14 protein-coding genes are annotated in these 14236 nt (G+C 72.0%); 6 read left to right on the forward strand and 8 right to left on the reverse strand.

Annotated elements, in window-relative coordinates:
* Nucleotides 1-45 precede the first annotated feature (45 nt).
* Genes ABGA98_RS11975 through ABGA98_RS12000 form a run of 6 tightly spaced genes read right to left on the reverse strand, consistent with a single transcriptional unit; the run spans nt 46 to nt 6582 of the window.
* On the reverse strand, nt 46-1095 hold the full coding sequence (locus ABGA98_RS11975) for an ADP-ribosylglycohydrolase family protein (RefSeq protein WP_347618287.1): 1050 nt from the start codon (nt 1093-1095) through the stop codon (nt 46-48).
* On the reverse strand, nt 1092-2054 hold the full coding sequence (locus ABGA98_RS11980) for a carbohydrate kinase family protein (protein ID WP_347618288.1): 963 nt from the start codon (nt 2052-2054) through the stop codon (nt 1092-1094). The genes ABGA98_RS11975 and ABGA98_RS11980 overlap by 4 nt, the downstream gene beginning before the upstream one ends.
* On the reverse strand, nt 2051-3034 hold the full coding sequence (locus ABGA98_RS11985; RefSeq protein WP_347618289.1) for an ABC transporter permease: 984 nt from the start codon (nt 3032-3034) through the stop codon (nt 2051-2053). The genes ABGA98_RS11980 and ABGA98_RS11985 overlap by 4 nt, the downstream gene beginning before the upstream one ends.
* The gene (locus ABGA98_RS11990; protein WP_347618290.1) at nt 3031-4023 is read right to left on the reverse strand and encodes an ABC transporter permease; all 993 of its coding nucleotides are present in this window, start codon (nt 4021-4023) and stop codon (nt 3031-3033) included. Before ABGA98_RS11990 ends, ABGA98_RS11985 begins: the two co-directional genes overlap by 4 nt.
* The gene (locus ABGA98_RS11995) at nt 4020-5549 is read right to left on the reverse strand and encodes a sugar ABC transporter ATP-binding protein (RefSeq protein WP_347618291.1); all 1530 of its coding nucleotides are present in this window, start codon (nt 5547-5549) and stop codon (nt 4020-4022) included. The genes ABGA98_RS11990 and ABGA98_RS11995 overlap by 4 nt, the downstream gene beginning before the upstream one ends.
* A 7-nt stretch (nt 5550-5556) precedes the next feature.
* Nucleotides 5557-6582 (reverse strand): autoinducer 2 ABC transporter substrate-binding protein, encoded by a 1026-nt coding sequence (locus ABGA98_RS12000; RefSeq protein ID WP_347618292.1) that lies wholly within the window; start codon nt 6580-6582, stop codon nt 5557-5559.
* A gap of 200 nt (nt 6583-6782) precedes the next feature.
* Between ABGA98_RS12000 and ABGA98_RS12005 the strand changes: the two genes are divergently transcribed.
* Entirely contained in the window at nt 6783-7496 is a 714-nt protein-coding gene (locus tag ABGA98_RS12005; protein ID WP_347618293.1) for a GntR family transcriptional regulator, read from the forward strand.
* Between the two features lie 27 nt (nt 7497-7523).
* On the opposite strand, the gene ABGA98_RS12010 is transcribed toward ABGA98_RS12005, so the two are convergent.
* Nucleotides 7524-8156: an HAD family hydrolase gene (locus ABGA98_RS12010; protein ID WP_347618294.1), complete on the reverse strand. Its 633-nt coding sequence runs from the start codon at nt 8154-8156 to the stop codon at nt 7524-7526.
* A gap of 114 nt (nt 8157-8270) precedes the next feature.
* Here ABGA98_RS12010 and ABGA98_RS12015 point away from each other — a divergent pair, with 114 nt between their 5' ends.
* Complete coding sequence (locus ABGA98_RS12015) at nt 8271-9557, forward strand: MFS transporter (protein WP_347618295.1); 1287 nt, start codon at nt 8271-8273, stop codon at nt 9555-9557.
* Nucleotides 9558-9713: 156 nt separating this feature from the next.
* Here the strand turns inward: ABGA98_RS12015 and ABGA98_RS12020 are convergent, their stop codons facing one another.
* Nucleotides 9714-10934, reverse strand: coding sequence for a hypothetical protein (locus ABGA98_RS12020; protein ID WP_347618296.1), 1221 nt, complete (start codon nt 10932-10934; stop codon nt 9714-9716).
* Between the two features lie 76 nt (nt 10935-11010).
* On the opposite strand from ABGA98_RS12020, the gene ABGA98_RS12025 reads away from it, so the two are divergent.
* The 4 genes from ABGA98_RS12025 to ABGA98_RS12040 all read left to right on the forward strand — a co-directional run bounded on the left by ABGA98_RS12025 (nt 11011) and on the right by ABGA98_RS12040 (nt 14204).
* Nucleotides 11011-12273, forward strand: coding sequence for a citrate/2-methylcitrate synthase (locus ABGA98_RS12025; protein ID WP_347618349.1), 1263 nt, complete (start codon nt 11011-11013; stop codon nt 12271-12273).
* A 90-nt stretch (nt 12274-12363) separates the two neighbouring features.
* Entirely contained in the window at nt 12364-12741 is a 378-nt protein-coding gene (locus ABGA98_RS12030) for a YbaB/EbfC family nucleoid-associated protein (RefSeq protein WP_347618297.1), read from the forward strand.
* Nucleotides 12731-13048, forward strand: coding sequence for a hypothetical protein (locus tag ABGA98_RS12035; RefSeq protein WP_347618298.1), 318 nt, complete (start codon nt 12731-12733; stop codon nt 13046-13048). The genes ABGA98_RS12030 and ABGA98_RS12035 overlap by 11 nt, the downstream gene beginning before the upstream one ends.
* Nucleotides 13032-14204, forward strand: a complete 1173-nt coding sequence (locus ABGA98_RS12040) for a hypothetical protein (RefSeq protein ID WP_347618299.1) — start codon at nt 13032-13034, stop codon at nt 14202-14204. Before ABGA98_RS12035 ends, ABGA98_RS12040 begins: the two co-directional genes overlap by 17 nt.
* The last annotated feature ends 32 nt before the right edge of the window (nt 14205-14236 follow it).

The raw sequence follows: 14236 nt of genomic DNA on the forward strand, positions 1-14236 counted from the left end.
GATCGTCCCCTGCCCGGGCGGGGCTCACGTCCCGCCGGGCGGGGTTCATGTCCCGCTGCCCACGGGGACCGGGCGGGCGACGGCGGCCAGCCGGGCGGCCACGCGGGACAGATCGAGCCCGTTGGCCTCCTCGACCCGGGCGACCGCCGCGGCGGGCACCGCGGCGATGCCGTTGAGCGCGCCGGCGACGGCGGCGGCCATGCAGCCGACCGTGTCGGAGTCGCCGCCCGCGGTGGCCGCGGCGACCGCGGTCTGGAACGGGTCGCCGCCGGCCGCCACCAGCAGGCCGATGGCCGCCGGGCAGGCCTCGGCCGCGGGCAGGCCGGTGCCGATGACGGAGGCGATCCGCTCGATGGCGTCGTCCAGGTCGCGGGACTGCACGGCGAGCGTGACGGCGAGGTCGATGCGCTGGGCGACGGAGGGGCCGGGGACGTGCCGGCCCTGCTCGCCGCCGAGGGCCTCGCCGAGTTCGGCGCCGCGCCGCGCCGCCCGTACGACCTGGAACAGGTCGGCGCCGTCGACGCAGGCGGCGGCGGTCGCGGCGGCGATGGCCGCGGCTCCGGCGACGCCGATGTTCGTGTGGTGACTCGGTACGCAGGTCAGGTGTGCCGCGCGGACGGCGCCCTCGACGTCGCCGGGGTGCACCAGACCGGCGGGGGCGACCCGCATGGCGCCGCCGTTGCTGGCGCCCTCGCTCATGATGCGTCCCGCCTTGCCCACCTGCCAGGGGTCGTCCCCGGCCTTGAGACGTTCGATGGCCTTGCGCGTGGTGGGGCCGGCGAAGTGGGGATAGTAGGAGGGGTTGCCGGACCAGCCGATGAGCAGGCGCGCCATGACCTCGGGGGTGACCTCCCCGTCGTGCTCGATGAACGCCTCGGCGAGCAGCAACATCTGGCTGGAGTCGTCGGTGATCTGGGCCGGCCCGCGCCCGGCCGCGTACGGCGCGTCGGGCAGCGGCGCGTGGAAGCTCTCGACCCTGCGGCCGAACAGTTCCCGGATCTCCGGGATGGAGCGTTCCTCGGTGGGCGCGCCGAGGGCGTCGGCGATGCAGGCGGCGGCCAGGCTGCCGTGGATGCGGTCGAGAAGTGTGGTCATCGGATTCCTTGTGGACGGGGTGCGGCGTCGAGGGTGACGTTCCGCAGGGATGTTTTGAGGCCGGTGCCGGCGTCGAGGTAGGCACGTGAGCCGAGGCGGCCCACGCAGAGGGAGGCGGTGGCGACGCCGGCGCGCAGGCTGCCGGCGAGGGAGCGCCCGAGGATCCAGGACCCGGTGAACGCCCCGGCCAGGGCGTCTCCGGCGCCGGTGGTGTCGACGACCTCGAGCTCCGGCCCGCGCGCGTGCCAGCTTTCCTCCCGGCTGTGGCAGGCCGCGCCGTCGCGCCCGCCGGTCACGACGACGACGGACGCGCCGGCGGAGATGAGCAGCTCGGCGCAGCGCCCTGGGTCGCCGCCGGCCAGCACCTCGACCGCGCCCTGGTTGCAGAAGACGAGGTCGCTGGCGTGGGCGAGGGCGAGGGTCTTGCCCCGGCGCCCGGTGACGGCGTCGGGTTCGAGGTCCACGGCCACGGCCGCGCCGCTCGCGCGGGCCCGGGTGGCGAGGTCGAGCGCCCAGTCCAGGTCGTCGGCCAGCGGGGCGACGACCCTGGCCGTACGGAGCAGGTCGTCGGAGATCTGTCCCGCGGCCGGGATCTTGACCTCGGTCACCGCTCCGACGAGGGACTTCTCGCCGGTGTCGTCGAGCTGGACCACGCAGAACCAGGTGTGCCCGCCGGCGACGGTGACGCTCGCGGAGACGTCCACGCCGTGGGCGGCCAGCCGGTCCAGCGCCTGGCGGCCGGGCTCGTCGGAGCCCACGGCGGTGACCAGGCCGCTGCGGGCTCCGGCGAACCGCGCGGCGGCGGCCAGGTTGGCGCTCATGCCCCCGCCCTGGATGCTCAGCAGCCGCCCGATCGCCTTGCCGTCGGCGGTGGCGATGTGGGGCACCCGGACGAAGTAGTCGACGCTGGCGTCTCCGACCGCCAGCACGTCCAGCGGCCGCGGGTTCGTGGCGGTCATCCGGGAGCCCTCCGGCTGAGGAGGTTGTTCAGCAGGGCGGCGCCGACCAGGACCAGGCCGAGGATGCCGGTCTGCACGGAGTTGCCGACCTGGGCCAGCTGCAGCCCCCAGGACAGCACCACGACGACGACGAGCGCCAGCAGGACACCGCTGAGGTGCCCGCGGCCGCCGAAGATGTGGATGCCGCCGAGCACCGCGATGGTGATCGCCTGCAGCTCCATCCCGAGGCCGGCGCTGGGCCGGGCCGTGAGCAGCCACGCGTTGGTCACCACGGCGCCGAGCGCGGCCAGCGCGCCGGACAGGCAGTACAGCCGGAACCTGAGCTTGGTCACGTCGACCCCGGCCAGGGCCGCGGCCCGGTCGCTGGTGCCGATCTGGTGCAGCCGCCGGCCGAAGGCGGTGCGGTTCTGCGCCCAGATGGCCACGGCGAACGCGGGCGCCAGCACCAGCAGCACCTGGGCGGGCACGCCGAGGATCGCGGTCTGCCCGAGGGCGGCGAAGCCCTGCCGGTTGAACCCGCCGAGCTGGCCTCCGTGGGTCAGCACCTGGGCGAGCGCGCCGTACAGGAAGAGCGTGCTCAGCGTGACGATCAGCGGGGGCAGGCCCAGCCGGGCGACCATGAAGCCGTTGACGGAGCCGAGCAGCGCGCCGAAGGCGACGGTCACGAGGGCGGCCAGCCACGGGCTGAGCCCGAGGTTCTGGGCGAGCAGGCCCATGACGATGCCCGACAGGCTCAGCGCGGACCCGACGGACAGGTCGATGCCGCCCCGGCCGCCGAGGATGACCAGCGACACGCCGAGGGCCAGCAGGCCGATGACCGCGCCGTACTGCGTCATCGCCAGGAGGTTGGCCACCTCGAGGAAGTACGGCGACAGCAGGCTCATCAGCGCGCCGAGGGCGACGACGAGCACGGCGAGGAACACCCTGCGATCGCTCACGCGGTCCCGCATCGACCGCCGGGGCAGGGCTCCCGTTGTCATTTCTTGGCTCCGATCCGCTTGTCGAGGGTGCGCCGGGTCAGCACGTCGAAGGCCACCGCGAGGGCGACGGCCGCCCCGACCAGCACGCCGTTCCACAACGGCGGCACGCCCATCAGGACGACGCCGTTCTGCAGGAGCGCGATGAAGGCCAGGCCGCCGAGGGTGCGCAGCACGCCGCCCTCACCGCCGAGGATGCTGGTGCCGCCGACGACCACGGCGGCGATCGCGGGCAGGGTGAGCTCGTTGCCGGCCGTGGCCTGGACGACGCCCACCCTGCCCACGTAGATGAGCGCCGCGACGCCGACGAGGACGCCCACGAGCACGTACGCCGCGAACGCCGTCCGGCCGACGGGTACGCCGAGCAGCCGCGCGCCCTCCGCGTCGTTGCCGATGGCGAACAGCCGCCGGCCGAACACCCGGCGCCGCAGCACGTACGCCAGCACGCCGAACACGGCCAGGACGACCAGGCCCACCAGGGGGACTCCGCCGGCGCGGGCCGGGCCGAGCGCGGGCACGACGGGGCCGGCGAAGACGTCGGTGCTGTTCCAGAGGACGAACAGCACGGTCTTGAAGATGGCGGCGGTGCCCAGCGTGGTGATGATGGGGGAGATCCGCCCGCCGACGACCAGGCCGCCGTTGATCGCGCCGAGCGCGCCGCCGAGCAGCACGGAGATCACGACGACGAGCAGTGGCGGCATGCCGGCGACGACGAGGGTGGCGCCGACCCACGCGACCACGCCGAGCATCGGCCCGACCGACACGTCGATCCCGGCCAGCAGGACGACCAGCGTCACCCCGGCGGCCAGCAGCGCCAGGTCGGCCGAGTTGATCACCACGTTGGCGAGGTTGGCCGCGGACAGGAAGCCGGGGGCGGCCACGGTGAAGAAGATCACCTCCGCGACCAGGAGGATCGGCAGCAGCGCGTTGCGCAGCAGGACCAGCATCCGCGCGGAGGGCGCGAACGCGGAGGTGACGGTGGTCGTGGTCACCGGTTCACCCCCATCGTGGCGCGCAGCACCGCGTCCTCGGTCAGGTCGTCGCCGCTCAGCTCGGCGGTCATGCGGCCCTCGCGCATGACGTAGACGCGGTCGGAGACGGCGAGGAGCTCGGGCAGGTCGCTGGAGACGACGAGCACCGCGGTGCCGTCGCGGGCGACCTCCACCAGGCGCTGCTGGATGTCGGTCTTGGTGGCCACGTCGATGCCCCGGGTCGGCTCGTCCAGGATGAGGATCTTGGGTTCGGTGGCGAGTTGCCGGGCGAACAACGTCTTCTGCTGGTGGCCGCCGGACAGGCCGGTGACGGGGAAGGCCGGTGACGGGGCCTTGATGCGCAGCCGGTCGATCCACGAGGTCGCGAGCTCGCGCTCCTCGGCGCGGCGGATGACGCCGAGCCGGCCCAGCAGGTCCGGCAGCTTGACGGCCGTGATGTTGCTGAGGGTGTCCATGCCGGGGAAGATGCCGAGCGTCTTGCGGTCCTCCGGCAGGTAGGCGATGCCGCGGGCCATGGCGTCGCGCGGGCCGCGCGGCGTGTGCGGCTCGCCGTCCACCCGCATGGTTCCCGCGCTGGGGCGCAGCACGCCGAAGACGGTCAGCGCCAGCTCGGTACGCCCGGCTCCGACGAGTCCGTACAGGCCGACCACCTCGCCGCCGCGCACGGTCAGGTCGACGTCCGACACGGCTCCCGGCACGGTGAGCCCTGAGGTCTCCAGCATGACCGGCACGGTGAGCCCTGAGGTCTCCAGCATGACCGGCCCGGGCCGGGCGGGCGAGCGGCTGATGGCGGCGTTGACCGGTCTGCCGGACATCATCTCCAGGATCCTGTCGTGGTCGGCCTCCGAGGCGGGCAGGTCACCGGCGAGCCTGCCGTCCTTCAGGACGATGAACCGGTCCGCGACGTGCTCGAGCTCCTCGAAGCGGTGGGTGATGTACAGCACGCCCACGCCGGCCTCGGAGAGCCGCTGCACGATGAGGAACAACCTGCGGACCTCGGCGTCGGTCAGGATCGAGGTGGGCTCGTCGAGGATCAGCACCTTGGCCTCGACGTCGACCGCCCGGGCGATCAGCGCCAGCTGCTGCTCGGCCAGGCTGAGCGCGTCCATGCGCCGGGTCAGCAGCTCCACGGGGACGTCGAGCCGCCGGAACAGCTCCTCGCCCCTCTCGCGCATCCGGCGCCAGTCGACCTGGCCCGCGCGGTCGCGGGGCTCGCGGCCGACGTAGAGGTTCTCCAGCACCGACAGCCGGGGGAAGAACGACGGCTCCTGGTAGACGACGCTGACGCCGCCGGCCAGCGCGGCCCCCGGGGAGGCCGGCCGGTGCGGTGCGCCGTCCAGGACCATCTCGCCGCCGTCGGGCGGATACACGCCGGCGATGATCTTGATGAGGGTGGACTTGCCGGCGCCGTTCTCGCCGAGCACCGCGAGCCGCTCGCCCGCCCCCAGCGTGAAGCCGACGTCGGTGAGGGCGGTGGTGGCTCCGAAGCTCTTGGACAGGCCGGACACCGAGAGGATGGACCGCACGTCGCTCCTAGTAGTCATACTGGGCGATGTTCGCCTTGGTGAAGACCATCGGCGGGCCCATGACGAGCGTCGTGGCCGCCGCGGAATACTCGACGGGGTCCTTCAGGCCCGGCACGGTGTTCTTCGGCGCGAACTCCTTGCCGTCCATGAGCTGCTTCATCGCCCAGACGGTCAGCACGCCCAGGTTCGGCACGTCCCAGAGCACGGTGGAGGTCATCACACCGGACTCGACGTACGGGCGCGCCGTCCGCGGCGACCCGAAGCCGGAGACCGCCACCTTTCCCGTCTTGCCGGCGTTCTGGACGGCCTGCGCCACTCCGGGGACCGCGGTCGACGGCACCGCGATGATCGCCTTGAGATCAGGGTAGGCGGTCATGAGGTCCTGCGCCTCTTTGAGCGCCTGCGCGGTGTCGGTGGTGTAGCGCACGCCGCCCACCAGCTCCATGGCGGAGTAGGTGGACTCCTGCCGCTTGCGCGCCTCGGCCACCCAGCTGTTGAACGTCTGCGTGTCGGCCGCCCCCGACACGATGCCGTACTTGCCCGTGCCGCCCACGGCCTTGGCGATCTCGTCCATCACGGTCGCGCCGAGCGCGGCGTCGGAGGCCTGCTGCACGAACACCTGGCGTTCGCTGTCGGGCGCGTCGGCGTCGGAGGTGACCACGACGATGCCCTTCTTCCGCGCGGCCGCGATGGCGGGGTTCATCGACCGGGGGTCGAGCGGGGACACCGCGATCGCGTCGTAGCCCTGCTGGACGAGGCTGTCGAAGATGCGCAGCTGCTCGGTCGCGTCCGCGGTGGAGGGCCCGGCCTGCGTGTACGACATGCCGAGCGACTCCGCCGTCTTCTCCGCGCCCTCCTTGAAGGCGGAGAAGTAGGGTACGCCCTCCACCTGGGAGACGAAGGCCACCTTCGGCCCCTCGCCACCACCGGTGCTCGGCGCGGCGCTCTGGCCGGCCGGCCCTCCCACGGTCGAACAGGCCGCCAGGGCGACGGCCGTGAAGATGGCCACGAGCCCGGCACTGATGTTTCGCATATCGCATCCCGAGGAGACGAACGGACAGGTCTGTAGGCGCACCCCGTATCCGCCTGTGCGGCCACCGTAAGAATTAGTACCAATCAGTGTCAAGAGTTGTAGGTACAAATCTGAATGTTGTTGGTATATGTTGTGCATGGAGCTCGTTGACTGGTACTTCGGTCTGCGCCAGGTTCGCGAGCGAGGGGAGATGGGCCCGCATGACCAAGCGCCATGCGCACGAGATCGTGGCTGATTCGCTGCGCACGCACATTCTCGAAGGCCGCTACAAACCGGGGCAGCGCCTGCCGTCCGAGGAGGCGCTCACCGACGAGTACGGCGTGAGCCGCAACACCGTGCGGGTGGCGCTGAACCACCTCGCCGCGGCCAACCTCATCACCCGGCGCCGCGGATCCGGCAGCTACGTCAACGCCGACCTCGGCATCAGCCACTCCCTCGGCAACCTGCGCAGCTTCACCGTGCTCCTGCGCGACCTGGGCCTGCAGCCGGGCATCACCGAGGTCGAGGTGCGCCCCGACCCCAGCCCTCCCCTGGAGATCCTCGGCTTCCTCCCCTCCGAGGTCGCCTGGCTGGTCCGCAGGGTGCGGACGGGCTCGGGCTCGCCCTTCGCCCTGCTCGACTCGTGGCTTCCCGACCGCATCGGCTCGCGGATCGACCCGGAGGCCCTGACCCGCCGCCAGTCCCTGTACGCCTCACTCGCGGAAGACCTCGACATCAAGGTCGCCGAGGCCACGGAGAGCATCCACGCCGAGGCCGCCGACGAGCGCGAGGCCCGCGTTCTCGACGTCCCGGTCGGCAGCCCGATCATCGTCATCAGGCGGTGGACCTATGACCGGGCGGGCAGGCCCGTCGAATACACCCGGTCGGCCGCCCGCGGTGACCGCTACCGGTACGTGGTCAAGCTGCGCGCCTGACGGCGGCGGCGCGCCTGTGACCTTGGCTCAGCCGAGCGACATGATCAGTCGCGGCAGGGCGGCCGGCTCGTGGAAGAGCGTGGCGCCCAGGCCCGCGAGGCGGCCGGCGGGGGTGAAGCCGCCGGCGTAGGCCAGGCAGCGCATGCCCGCGCTCATCGCCGCCGTCACCCCGAACGGGCTGTCCTCCACCACCACGCACCGCTCCGGCGGCACCCCCATCGTGTCCGCCGCGTGCAGGAACAAATCCGGCGCCGGCTTGCCCCTGGCCACGTCCTCGGCGCTGAACACCCGCCCGTCGAACCACTTGGCCAGCCCCGTGAGCTCCAGGCTGCGGCGGATCGTGGTGTGCCGGCCGTTGGAGGCCACGCAGGCCGGCACCGTGAGCTGGTCGATGGCCGCCTCGATGCCCTCGATGGCCCGCAGCTCCGCCATCATCGCGGCCTTGTGCTCGGCGATGAGCTGCTCGCGCCAGCCCGGCGGCGTCTCGCCGACCTGCTCGGCCCAGTATTCGTTGGTGCAGCCCACGAAACGCTCGGCGTACTCCGCCTCGTCGATCGTCCAGCCCAGACGCCGCAGCGCTGCGGTGCCCACGCGCGTGGAGATGGGCTCGCTGTCCACGAGCACGCCGTCGCAGTCGAAGATGACCAGGTCGATGGCCAAGCCTGCTCCTTTCCCGGGGAGGTCCGGCTACGAACCTATCTGATGTGACATAGCGCCAGGTGATAGCGTTCGCGTACCGCTTCACAAGACGCTAGTCCGCATGGTGAGACCCCTATGACGACAACCCCCCAGACGGCGGCCCCCAGCAGGTCCAGGGTCGCGGCGGCCAGCCTCATCGGCACCGCGATCGAGTTCTACGACTTCTACATCTACGGCACCGCCGCGGCCCTCGTGCTGAACTCCGCCTTCTTCCCCGACCTCGACCCGGTGGCGGGCACCCTGGCGTCGTTCTCGACGTTCGCCGTCGCCTTCATCTCCCGCCCGCTCGGCTCGGCGGTGTTCGGGCACTGGGGCGACCGGATCGGCCGCAAGTCCATGCTCGTCGTGTCGCTGCTGGTGATGGGCCTGTCAACGGTGGCGATCGGGCTGCTGCCCGGCTACGCGGCGATCGGCGTCATGGCGCCCGTGCTGCTGGTGTTGTTGCGGTTCACGCAGGGCATCGGCCTCGGCGGCGAGTGGGGCGGCGCGGCGCTGCTGGCCACCGAGCACGCGCCGCCCGGCAAGCGCGGGCTCTACGCGATGTTCCCGCAGCTCGGCCCGTCGGTCGGGTTCATCGTGGCCAACGGGCTGTTCCTCGTGCTCGGCGAGACGCTCAGCGACGACGCGTTCGGGAGCTGGGGGTGGCGGCTGCCGTTCGTGGCGAGCCTGCTGCTCGTGATCGTCGGTCTCTACGTACGGCTGAAGATCTCCGAGACGCCCGTCTTCCAGAAGGCCATGGACCAGCGGCGCATCGCCAAGGTGCCGTTCGCCGGGCTCATGCGGCACCAGTGGCGGCGGGTGCTGCTCGGCGCCGGCGCCATGACCATCGCGTACACGCTCTTCTACACCGCCACCACCTACTGCCTGGCGTACGGGACCAGCGAGCTGGAGATCCCGAAGACCACGATGCTCGCGCTCACCATGATCGGCGTCGTGTTCATGGCGGCGGGCACCGTGGTCTCGGCGATGGTCTCCGACCGGCTGGGCCGGCGCCGCACCCTGATCGCGGGCACCGGCGTGGCCGTCGTGTGGGGGCTGGTGATGTTCCCGCTGATGGAGACCAGGTCCGTCTTCCTCGCCGGGCTGGCGCTGGCCGGGGCGCTGGCGCTGATGGGGTTGATCTTCGGGCCGATGGGGGCGTACCTGCCCGAACTGTTCAGGACCGAATACCGCTACAGCGGCGCGTCCGTCGCCTACAGCCTCGGCGGTGTGCTCGGCGGCGCGGTGCCGCCGCTGGTCGCCACCGGCATGCAGGCCGGCGGCATGGGAACGATGGCGGTCGGCGGGTACGTGTCGGCGATGGCGCTGCTGAGCCTGCTCTGCCTGCTCGCTCTGCCCGAGACGGGCGACGAATCCCTATAAAACCAACAAATCGCGGCAGCTGGCCCGGTAATGTGATGCTCATCAACACGGCGGTCGAACAGAGCCGTGGCGCCCACGGCCGCGCTGACTTCACGGGCTGACTTCACGAGCTGACTCCTTCAAGCCGGCCCGTGAAGTCAGCGCGGCCGGAACGCCTCAACCGCCCTCGTAGCCCGGGAAGAGCAGGGCCAGCTCCCGCGGGTACGCCCCGATGAGGCGCAGCTCGTCGTCCGTGAGCGGCCTGCCCGTCATCGCGTTGCAGAGCTGCACCAGCCGGAAGGCCAGCTCCTCGTCGGGCGTCTCGATCCCCAGCCCGTCCATGACGTGCCCGAACCCGGCCTTGCCGCCGTACTCGCCGGTCAGCACCACCCGCCCGCTCCGCGCGTGCCAGTCCTCGGGGAACGGCCCCAGCGTCGCCTCGTCGTACAACTCGTAGTTGCCGTGGTCCTTCAGCGCGCCGTCGGCGTGGATGCCCGACTCGTGCGCGAAAGCGTTGCGCCCCACCCCCACCTGGTTGTACGGCAGCGGTTGCCCCAGCGCGTAGCTCGCCCACAACCCGAACCTGCGGGCCCACGACAGGTCGAGTGCGTCGCCGATCTCGGCGCCGAGCCCGAAGCCGTGCTCGAAGGCCAGGATGGTGGAGAGCAGGTCGGCGTTCCCCGAGCGCTCGCCGACGCCGTTCACGCACGTGTTGATCCACGCGTCCTGCCCCGCGTCGAGATCGCCCAGAGCGCCCGAGACCGAGTTGGCCACGGCCATGCCGAGGTCGTTGTGGCAGTGGGTCTCGACCGGCATCGCGGTAGCCGCGGCCAGCTTGGCGAAGCGCTCGCGGATCCGGCCGGGCGTGTCACCGCCCATCGTGTCGCAGTAGCGCACCCGGTCGGCGCCCGCCTCCTTGGCGGCCATGGCGAACTCCAGCAGGAAGGCGTCGTCCGTACGCGAGCCGTCCTCGGCGTTCACTCCCACGGTCAGCGCGCCCGCGGCCTTGGCCACGCGGACCGCGGCCGTCATCTCCCTTATGATCGCCTCCCTGTCCAGGCGGCCGCGGAACTTGTTCTGGATCATAAAGTCGGACGTCGAGATGGACAGGTTGTAGTGCTTCAGGCCGAGCGGCGCAGCCTTCTCCACGTCCTGCGGCACGCCCCGGCACCAGCCGGACAGCCGCAGCTCACCGAACGCCCCGGCCTCGGCCAGCGCCACCTGCGCCTTGACGTACGGGACCTCGTGGAAGAGGAAAGGGAAACCGATCTCGGACTGAGCCACGCCGAGCCTGGCCAGATAGAAGTTGACCATGGTCTTGCCGAACTTCGACAGGCCGGTGCGCGCGGTCTGCACGCCGTCCCTGTTGGTGACATCGAGGAAGTGAACGTAGGGCATGCCCTTACGTTGACACGGTTGCTCAACGTGTATCAATATTGATTTTCGTCAATATGCCAGAAGGGCTTCCCCCGTGATGGAGTGGATCGACGCGGCCACGGCCGCCGAACGGCTCGGCGTCAAACCCGCCACGCTGTACGCGTACGTGAGCAGGGGAGTGCTGCGCCGGCGGCACGGCGACGACGGGCGGCGCAGCCTCTTCTCCGCCGAGGAGGTCGAACGCCTCGCCCGCCGCGGCCGCCCCCGCAACCGGCCGCCGGAGCTCGTGATCGAGTCGGCCGTCACCGCCCTCGGCGCCGACCGGCCCTACTACCGGGGGCGCGACGTGCTGGGGCTCGCCGCGACCAGCGGCTTCGAGACGGTCGCCACGTGGCTCTGGACCGCCGACCCCGCCCTCCCGCACCACCGGCCCTCACTCGCCGGCTCCCCTGCGGGGAGCGGCGGTCACGGTGAGGAGCCTGCGGCGCCCTCCTGCGGCGCGGTGTGGCGGTGCGAGCCGGAGGCACTGCGGGCCGCCGTCGCCGCCCAGCGAGGGCTGCCGGAGGACCTGCTGCCGCTCGATCGCCTCCAGGTGATCGCCACCGTGCTGGGCGCCTCCGACCCCCTCCGCCACCAGCTCGATCCCGCCTCCGTGAGCGACACGGGCCGCCGCCTGATCGCCGGGCTGGTCGACGCCATGCCGCCGCTCAGCGAGCCCCAGGGCGAGTCGATCGCCCAGCGCCTGTGGTCCCGCCTGTGCCCGGCCCCGCCCGCTCCCGGCCTGCTCCACGCCCTCCAAGCGGCGCTGGTGCTGCTCGCCGACCACGAGCTGGCCGCCTCCACGCTGGCCGCCAGGGTCGCCGCCTCCGCGCGGGCGGACCCGTACGCCGTGGTCCTGACCGGCCTCGGCGTGCTGGGCGGCCCGTTGCACGGCGGTGCTTCGTACGGCGCGGAGCGCCTGCTCGCCGAGGTCGCCGAGCCACGCCAGGCCGCGCGCGCGATCACCGATCGCCTGCGCCGCGGCGAACGTGTCCCCGGCTTCGGCCACAGCATCTACACCAACGGCGACGGCCGCGGTGGCGCCCTGCTGGACCTGGTCAAGGAGGCCGCGCCGGGGCACGAGCGGATCGCGGCGGGAGAGGCCGTGCTGGCCGAGATGCGCCGCAGGCGGCTGCCGGAGCGCAACATCGACTTCTCCCTCGCCATCCTGGCCGCCGTCAGCGGCATGGTGAGCGGCGCGGGAGAGGCGATCTTCGCGGTGGCCAGGGCGGCGGGCTGGCTCGCGCACGCCATGGAGGAGTACGAGCGCGGCACCCTCCTCCGCCTGCGCGCCTCCTACACCGGCCCGCCGATCAACTGAAGTCGGCCGGGTGGTCATGCGGACGCTGGGACGGGTTTAATGCCTATGACCCAGATGTGCTGGAAGCGAGCATTGAGACTGGAGTGATACGTGCGAGCGTTGCCCGAGGACGACCCCCTCACCGGAGCCGGGGAGGCCGCCGGTGGTCAGGTCAGGGCGGTCGTCGGCGAGGACGGCCTGCTGGCCAGGATGAAGCTGGACCCGCGGGCGATGCGGCTCGGGTCGCACGAACTCGCGGGCCACATCGTCGCCGCCGTGCGCGCGGCGCAGCAGGATCGGCTGGCGCGGGTCGGCGAGCCCGCCACGCCCGCGGAGGAGGGCCCCGGCACGGAGGAGTTCATCCGCCGGGTCAACGACATGGAAGCGCAGGCGGCCAGCGACTTCGCCCGGTTGACGTCCAGTCTCGAAGAGATGTTGCGCCGACTGGATGATCCGCCCCCAGGAAGGATGCGCCGTGATGACAGATGACGAGATCACCTGGGACGTCGCCGGCCGCGAAGCGTCCGCCCGGCGATTCCGTACGCTGACGGACGAGCAGCAGCAGGTCCACGAGGGCTTCCGGGGGCAGGTGGCGGGCAGCACGGGCCCGTTGCCCTACCCCGACTTCGCCGGCCCTTACCAGGACTACCTGGTCGCGCTGTTCGGCGGCTCCGCGGAGGTGATCGCCGGGCTCGGCGGGACGGCACAGGGCCAGGCGCTGATGGCGGCGACGAACGCGGAGGCGGAGGCGGCGGCGATGAGCGAGGTGAGAGCCGACCATGGCCACCGGGCTTGAAGAGCCTGGCTTCGGCCTGCTGGGTGTTCCGCGCCCGCCGGACACCGCCGAGCTGGAACGCCAGACCGGCGTTCTGGAGTCCCTGGGCCGCTCGCAGGCGCCGGTCGCCGACGACGGCGCGCGCGCGTACCGGCTCGGCGGCGCGAACACCGGCGCCGCCACGGACGCGCTGGACGAACACGTGACAGGGCGGGCAGGCGTGTTGCGGCGCAGCACCGTCCAGGCGCAGCTCGCCTCGCTCGGAGCGGGCGCCGCGCAGGTCGCGTGGAACGCGGTCAAATGGGCCGGCAGGATAATCGGCGGGCTGGCCGGGCTGGCGGGCCTGGCCGCTCTCACGCCGCAGGGACGGGCGCTGATCAGGCCGCTGCTGCGGCCGGTCGCCCAGCGCGTGCAGCAGTGGCTGCTCACCGCCACACGGCTCATCGGACGGATCTTCACCAAGCTCGCCGAGCGGCTCCGGGGCGCGCCCGCCAAACCGCCGGCTATTCCTCCGCGTCCCCCCGTACCGCCGGCTATTCCTCCGCGTCCCCCCGTACCGCCGGCTATTCCTCCGCGTCCCCCCGTACCGCCGGCCTACCAGCGTGGGGCAGTGCACCCGCCTGTCAACCAGCGCGGGGCGGTGCAGGCGCCGGCCAACCAGCGCGCAGTCACGCAGGCACAGGCCCAGGCCACACGTGCCGGGCACTCCACCAGACAGGCCGTGGAGAGCATGAACCGCGCCGAGGTGAGTCTGCAAGAGGTCGAAACGTACGTCCACAACGCCAAGCGCACCGTCAACACCAGGCTGAGAGAGGCGCACAGGCGCGGCGAGATCGACGCGGCCACCAGAACGAACCTCGCCAGGCAGGCGCTGGCGGACCATCCGTACCTGGACGACATGACCAGGCGGCACCTCAGACAGCAGGCCGAGCGGCTGCAGCAGATCGGGTCGCACCTCGGCAGGCACGTGGCCGGACCTCTGGACGATGCCGCCCGCCAGGCGGACCACGGGCTCCACATCGCCAGGGCGAACGGGCTGGACACGTCCGACCTGCAGAGCATCCGCGACAACGTGAGAGCCTTGGACGGCCGGCGTAGCGACATGGCGGAACGCGCATATCTCAATAACCTGGATATCCGCGGACCTTTCGAAATTCAGGACATGTACCGGATCTGACGGGCAACCGGCGAGGGCGGAGCACACATCCC

Origin of the sequence: Nonomuraea sp. B1E8 (assembly GCF_039871515.1) — a bacterium.
Taxonomy (GTDB): domain Bacteria; phylum Actinomycetota; class Actinomycetes; order Streptosporangiales; family Streptosporangiaceae; genus Nonomuraea.